At 41.2% G+C, this 6396-nt stretch carries 6 protein-coding genes; 4 read left to right on the top strand and 2 right to left on the bottom strand.

Going from position 1 to position 6396, the window contains the following annotated elements; all coding sequences use genetic code 11:
• Positions 1-96 precede the first annotated feature (96 nt).
• The 4 genes from mutY to QZ565_RS07490 are packed head-to-tail and all read left to right on the top strand — an operon-like array spanning position 97 to position 4188.
• Positions 97-1272: an A/G-specific adenine glycosylase gene (mutY, locus tag QZ565_RS07505; protein WP_295527738.1), complete on the top strand. Its 1176-nt coding sequence runs from the start codon at positions 97-99 to the stop codon at positions 1270-1272.
• Positions 1273-1327: 55 nt separating this feature from the next.
• The gene (gene yycF / locus QZ565_RS07500; RefSeq protein WP_000722072.1) at positions 1328-2035 is read left to right on the top strand and encodes a response regulator YycF; all 708 of its coding nucleotides are present in this window, start codon (positions 1328-1330) and stop codon (positions 2033-2035) included.
• Entirely contained in the window at positions 2028-3386 is a 1359-nt protein-coding gene (vicK, locus tag QZ565_RS07495) for a cell wall metabolism sensor histidine kinase VicK (protein WP_295527733.1), read from the top strand. The genes yycF and vicK overlap by 8 nt, the downstream gene beginning before the upstream one ends.
• Complete coding sequence (locus QZ565_RS07490) at positions 3379-4188, top strand: MBL fold metallo-hydrolase (protein ID WP_000004961.1); 810 nt, start codon at positions 3379-3381, stop codon at positions 4186-4188. The genes vicK and QZ565_RS07490 overlap by 8 nt, the downstream gene beginning before the upstream one ends.
• Positions 4189-4221: 33 nt before the next feature.
• On the opposite strand, the gene QZ565_RS07485 is transcribed toward QZ565_RS07490, so the two are convergent.
• Both QZ565_RS07485 and QZ565_RS07480 read right to left on the bottom strand, forming a co-directional pair.
• Positions 4222-4569, bottom strand: coding sequence for a thioredoxin (locus tag QZ565_RS07485; RefSeq protein ID WP_295527730.1), 348 nt, complete (start codon positions 4567-4569; stop codon positions 4222-4224).
• 111 nt (positions 4570-4680) lie between these two features.
• Positions 4681-6396 (bottom strand): phospho-sugar mutase (locus QZ565_RS07480; protein ID WP_295527685.1); only part of this gene is annotated, 1716 nt, incomplete at its 5' end.

The raw sequence follows: 6396 nt of genomic DNA, 5'->3' as shown, positions 1-6396 counted from the left end.
TACGGCAAGGCGACGTTGACGTGGTTTGAAGAGATTTTCGAAGAGTATTAATACTAGGAAAAGGACAGTTAGAATCTTCTGTGCTATACTAGAGATATGTTAGATTTGAAAGAATACGGTATCGTCATGTGGCCGGAGGAGAAGATCATTTCTTTCCGTGAAAAACTTCTTGACTGGTATGATGAAAACAAAAGAGATTTACCCTGGCGTAGAAGTAAAAATCCTTATCATATCTGGGTGTCTGAAATTATGCTCCAGCAAACTAGGGTGGATACGGTTATCCCTTATTACGAACGATTCTTGGACTGGTTTCCAACAGTAGAAAGTTTGGCGAATGCGCCTGAAGAGCGTTTGTTGAAGGCTTGGGAAGGTTTGGGTTATTATTCTCGAGTTCGTAATTTACAGGCTGCAGCCCAGCAGATTATGACTGATTTTGGTGGTCAATTTCCAAACACCTATGAAGGAATTTCCAGCTTGAAAGGAATTGGACCTTACACAGCAGGAGCGATTTCCAGTATTGCTTTTAACTTGCAAGAGCCAGCTGTAGATGGTAATGTCATGCGTGTTTTGGCACGTCTATTTGAAGTTAATCACGATATTGGGATTCCAAGTAATCGTAAAATTTTTCAGGCAATGATGGAAATCTTGATTGACCCAGAAAGGCCTGGTGACTTTAATCAAGCTTTGATGGACTTAGGATCTGATATTGAGGCGCCTGTAAATCCCAGACCAGAAGAAAGCCCAGTTAAGGACTTTAGTGCGGCATATCAGAATGGCACAATGGACCGTTATCCAATTAAGGCTCCCAAGAAAAAGCCTGTTCCAATTTATCTTAAAGCCTTGGTGGTCAAAAATACTCAGGGACAATTTTTACTTGAAAAAAATGAAAGTGAAAAGCTATTGGCAGGTTTTTGGCATTTCCCCTTGATAGAAGTTGATAACTTTTCGCAAGGAGAGCAGTTTGACCTCTTTCATCAGGTTGCAGAAGAAAGCGTGAACTTTGGTCCCAGTCCAGAAGAGAGTTTCCAGCAGGACTATGACCTAGATGTTGATTGGCTTGATATTTATTTTGAGACTGTCAAGCATATCTTTAGTCATCGTAAGTGGCATGTTCAAATTGTAGCAGGTCAGGTGAGTGACTACAATGACTTTCCAGATAGGGAAGTTCGCTGGCTTTCACCAGAAGAGTTTAAGAATTACCCACTTGCCAAACCCCAACAAAAAATCTGGCAGGCTTATGCAAAAGCCAACTTAGACAGTAGTAAAGACTAGCTATTGTGTCTTCTTGTTATTTTTTTGGTATAATAGTAGAGAAAAAGGTGAACAAATGAAAAAAATATTAATTGTAGATGATGAAAAACCAATCTCGGATATTATCAAGTTTAATATGACCAAGGAAGGTTACGAGGTTGTAACTGCTTTTAATGGTCGTGAAGCACTAGAACAATTTGAAGCAGAGCAGCCAGATATTATTATTCTAGATTTGATGCTTCCGGAAATTGATGGTTTAGAAGTTGCTAAGACTATTCGCAAGACAAGTAGTGTGCCTATTATCATGCTTTCAGCTAAGGATAGCGAATTTGATAAGGTTATCGGTTTAGAGCTTGGGGCGGATGACTATGTAACCAAACCCTTCTCAAATCGTGAGTTGCAGGCGCGTGTCAAAGCTCTTCTTCGTCGTACGGATTTGGTTTCTGTAGATAATCAAGAATCCGATGAAAAGAAAACTCAACCCTTGCAAATTGGGGACTTGGAGATTGTGCCAGATGCTTATGTGGCTAAAAAATATGGTGAAGAATTAGACTTAACTCACCGTGAATTTGAACTCTTGTACCACTTGGCCTCTCATATCGGTCAAGTAATTACGCGTGAACACTTGCTTGAAACGGTCTGGGGTTATGATTATTTCGGAGATGTTCGGACTGTTGATGTAACTATCAGACGTTTACGTGAGAAGATTGAAGACACACCAAGTCGTCCTGAGTATATCCTAACACGCCGCGGTGTTGGTTATTATATGAGAAATAATGATTGAATTGATTAGAAAAAATATTCTTACCAGTGATTTTATCTTTATTTTAATTTTATTGGGCTTTATCTTGATTGTTACCTTACTCTTGCTAGAAAATCGTCGGGATAATATTCGGCTGAAGCAAATCAATCAAAAGGTAAAAGACCTGATTGCAGGAGATTATTCTCAGGTATTGGATATGCAGGGAAGCTCTGAAATCACTAATATTACCAATAATCTCAATGATTTATCAGAAGTAATCCGTTTGACCCAAGAAAATCTGGAACAAGAGAGTAAACGATTGAATAGTATCCTCTCATACATGACAGACGGAGTCCTTGCGACCAATCGTCGAGGCAAGATTACTATGATTAATGACATGGCTAAGAAACAGCTAGGTGTTCAGAAAGAAGAGGTTCTCAATAAAAGTATTCTAGAATTGCTTAAGATTGAAGAGGAGTATGAACTTCGTGATTTGATTACCCAAGTTCCTGAGCTTATGATTGATTCTCAGGATGACAATGGTGAATATCTGAGCCTTCGTGTACGCTTTGCCTTGGTTCGTCGAGAATCAGGCTTCATTTCTGGTCTGGTTGCAGTTTTACACGATACGACGGAGCAGGAGAAGGAAGAACGCGAACGGAGGCTCTTCGTTTCGAACGTTAGTCATGAGCTACGGACACCTCTGACCAGCGTAAAATCCTATCTTGAAGCCTTGGATGAGGGTGCCTTGTCAGAACCTGTAGCACCAGATTTTATAAAGGTGTCTCTAGATGAAACCAATCGTATGATGCGGATGGTGACAGATCTTCTCCATCTTTCACGTATTGATAATGCAACCAGTCATCTAGATGTCGAACTGATTAACTTTACTGCCTTTATTACCTTTATTCTTAACCGTTTTGATAAGATGAGAGGACCAGATGAGGAGAAGAAATACGAATTGGTGAGAGATTATCCGATTACCTCTGTCTGGATTGAAATTGATACAGACAAGATGACGCAGGTGATTGATAATATTCTCAACAATGCTATTAAGTATTCGCCTGATGGTGGGAAAATCACAGTGACCATGAAGACGACTGATGATCAGATGATTTTATCCATCTCAGACCAAGGTTTGGGTATTCCTAAGCAGGATTTACCACGCATCTTTGACCGTTTTTACCGTGTGGATCGTGCTAGAAGTCGTGCCCAGGGTGGGACAGGTCTGGGACTGTCTATTGCTAAGGAAATTATCAAACAGCATAATGGCTTTATTTGGGCCAAGAGTGAATACGGTAAGGGATCAACTTTCACAATTGTGCTCCCTTATGATAAGGATGCAGTGAAGGAAGAAGTATGGGAGGACGAAATAGAAGACCAGAATGAGTGAAACAGGCTTTAAATACAGTATTTTAGCGTCGGGTTCCAGTGGAAATTCCTTTTATCTGGAAACCCCAAAAAAGAAACTTTTAGTGGATGCAGGTTTGTCTGGTAAGAAAATTACCAGCCTACTTGCTGAAATTAACCGTAAACCCGAGGACCTGGATGCCATCTTGATTACACATGAGCATTCAGACCATATCCACGGAGTGGGAGTTTTGGCTCGCAAGTATGGTATGGATTTGTATGCCAATGAAAAGACCTGGCAAGCAATGGAAAATAGCAAGTATCTTGGCAAGGTAGATTCTTCGCAAAAGCATATTTTTGAAATGGGTAAAACCAAGACATTTGGAGATATCGATATCGAGAGTTTTGGTGTAAGCCATGACGCAGTCGCACCGCAGTTCTATCGCTTTATGAAGGATGACAAGAGTTTTGTCCTTTTGACAGATACAGGTTATGTTAGTGACCGTATGGCAGGAATTGTCGAGAATGCAGATGGCTATCTTATCGAGTCCAACCATGATGTAGAGATTTTGCGAGCAGGTTCCTATGCTTGGCGCCTCAAACAACGAATCCTATCTGACCTCGGTCACCTTTCTAACGAGGACGGTGCTGAAGCTATGATTCGTACCTTAGGAAATCGCACTAAGAAAATCTACCTAGGACATTTGTCCAAGGAGAATAATATCAAGGAGCTAGCTCACATGACCATGGTCAACCAGCTAGCACAAGCTGATCTGGGAGTTGGAGTAGACTTTAAGGTTTATGATACTTCACCAGATACCGCAACACCATTGACAGACATATAAAAAGAAGGCGAGTGCCTTCTTTTTATATATCTTTTACAATCTAGCAAATTCTTTGATTTCTTGTGCTGACATTGAAGAGTCGCAACGGACATTGATTTGTCCATCTGCAATGTGAACAAAGCCTGGTACAGTTGGGATTCCGTAGCGTGAGCGGAATGCTTGCAACTCATTGAGTTGGCTTTGTTCTTCACTATTGATGAAGTAGATGTGAGCTTTAGTTTCAGCTACGACACCAGCCAATGTACCTGCAAATTTACGGCAGTAAGGGCAAGTTTTGCGACCGATAAAGAAAGTTGCAGTTTCTTTATTATCAAGAGCTTCTTGCGCACGCGCAACTGTAGTGACTTCAAGGTCTTTGATATTATCTAAAAATTGTTCCATGAGATTACCTCGCTTTCATTGATATGTCTAGTATGCCATAAAGTTTCTAAAATTGCTTAGATTTGATACGAAAAAAAGATGAGATTGGTTTGTCTCATCTTTTATAGGATTTTATTTTACAAAAGCATTGATTTCTGCTTCGATGTTAGCAATCTTAGCTTGTGATTCTTCATTGGTTTCACCTACAACTGCAATGTAGAACTTGATTTTTGGTTCTGTCCCTGAAGGGCGAACGGCAATCCATGAACCGTCAACAAGTGTGTATTTCAACACATCACTTGGAGGAGTTGTCAAGTTTGTAACAGTACCATCAGCAGCAGTAGCTGTTTGAGCTTTGAAGTCTTCTACGACCGCAATAGCTGTTGCGGTCCATTCTTTTGGAGCATTGTTACGGAATTTAGCCATAATCGCTTTGATTTGTTCTGCACCATCGACACCTGAAAGGGTAACAGAGATTGTCTTTTCTGCATAGTAGCCGTACTCTTTGTAGATTTCTTCGATACCGTCAGCAAGTGTCAAACCACGTGAACGATAGTAGGCAGCAAGTTCAGCAACAACTAGAACAGCTTGGATAGCATCCTTATCACGTACGAACGGTTTAATCAAGTAACCGAAGCTTTCTTCAAATCCCATCATGTAAGTGTGATTGTGTTTTTCTTCGAATTCTTGGATTTTTTCAGCGATGAATTTGAAACCAGTCAAGACGTTGAACATAGTCGCGCCGTAGCTTTCAGCAATCTTCGTTACCAAGTCAGTTGATACGATAGATTTGCAGAGGGCTGCATTTTCAGGAAGAGTTCCAGCGTTTTTGTGGGCTTCCAAGATGTATTTTGCCATGATAGCACCGATTTGGTTACCTGAAAGGTTGAGGTAGCTACCATCTTTTTGAAGAACTTCAACACCAACACGGTCAGCATCAGGGTCAGTTGCGACAAGAACGTCTGCACCAACTTGACGACCAAGTTCTTCAGCAAGGGCAAAGGCTGCTTGGCTTTCTGGGTTTGGAGATTTTACAGTTGAAAAGTCAGGGTCAGCAGTTGCTTGCGTTTCAACGACTTGAACAGAGTCAAATCCTGCTTGAGCAAGAGCACGACGAGCCAACATTTCACCAGTACCATGAAGTGGTGTGTAGACAATCTTCATGTCTTTACCGAATTCTTCAATCAAGGCTGGGTTGATGTTCACGTCTTTGACTTCTTTGAGGTATTCTACGTCAACAGCTTCGCCGATAACTTCAATCAAGCCAGAAGCTTTTTCAGCTTCCACATCAGCAACTTCAACTGCAAATGGATTTTCGATTGCACGGATATAAGTAGTCAAAGCGTCTGCATCGTGTGGAGGCATTTGTCCACCGTCTTCACCGTAAACCTTGTAACCGTTAAATGGTGCTGGGTTGTGGCTAGCTGTGACCATGATACCTGCGAAACAGTTGAGGTGACGAACTGCAAATGATAGTTCTGGAGTTGGACGAAGACTTTCAAATACGTAAGATTTGATGCCGTGTTTGGCAAGAACTGCCGCAGATTCAAAGGCAAACTCAGGTGAGAAGTGACGGCTATCGTAGGCAATTGCTACACCGCGTTCTTTTTCGTTTCCACCTTTTGACTCAATCAAACGAGCCAAACCTTCAGTTGCTTGACGAACAACGTAGATGTTGATACGGTTTGTACCAGCACCGATCAAACCACGCATACCAGCAGTACCAAATTCAAGATTGGTATAGAAGGCGTCTTCCTTTGTTTTTTCGTCCATGTTTTCCAAATCCTGACGAAGGTAGTCTGGAAGGTCAGCAAAATCGACCCATTTTTGATAATTTTCTTGGTAAGT

This window comes from uncultured Streptococcus sp., from assembly GCF_915066115.1.
Lineage (GTDB): Bacteria > Bacillota > Bacilli > Lactobacillales > Streptococcaceae > Streptococcus.
The sequence above is the reverse complement of the archived record's forward strand: the minus strand, read 5'-3'. Positions and strand labels throughout refer to the sequence as shown.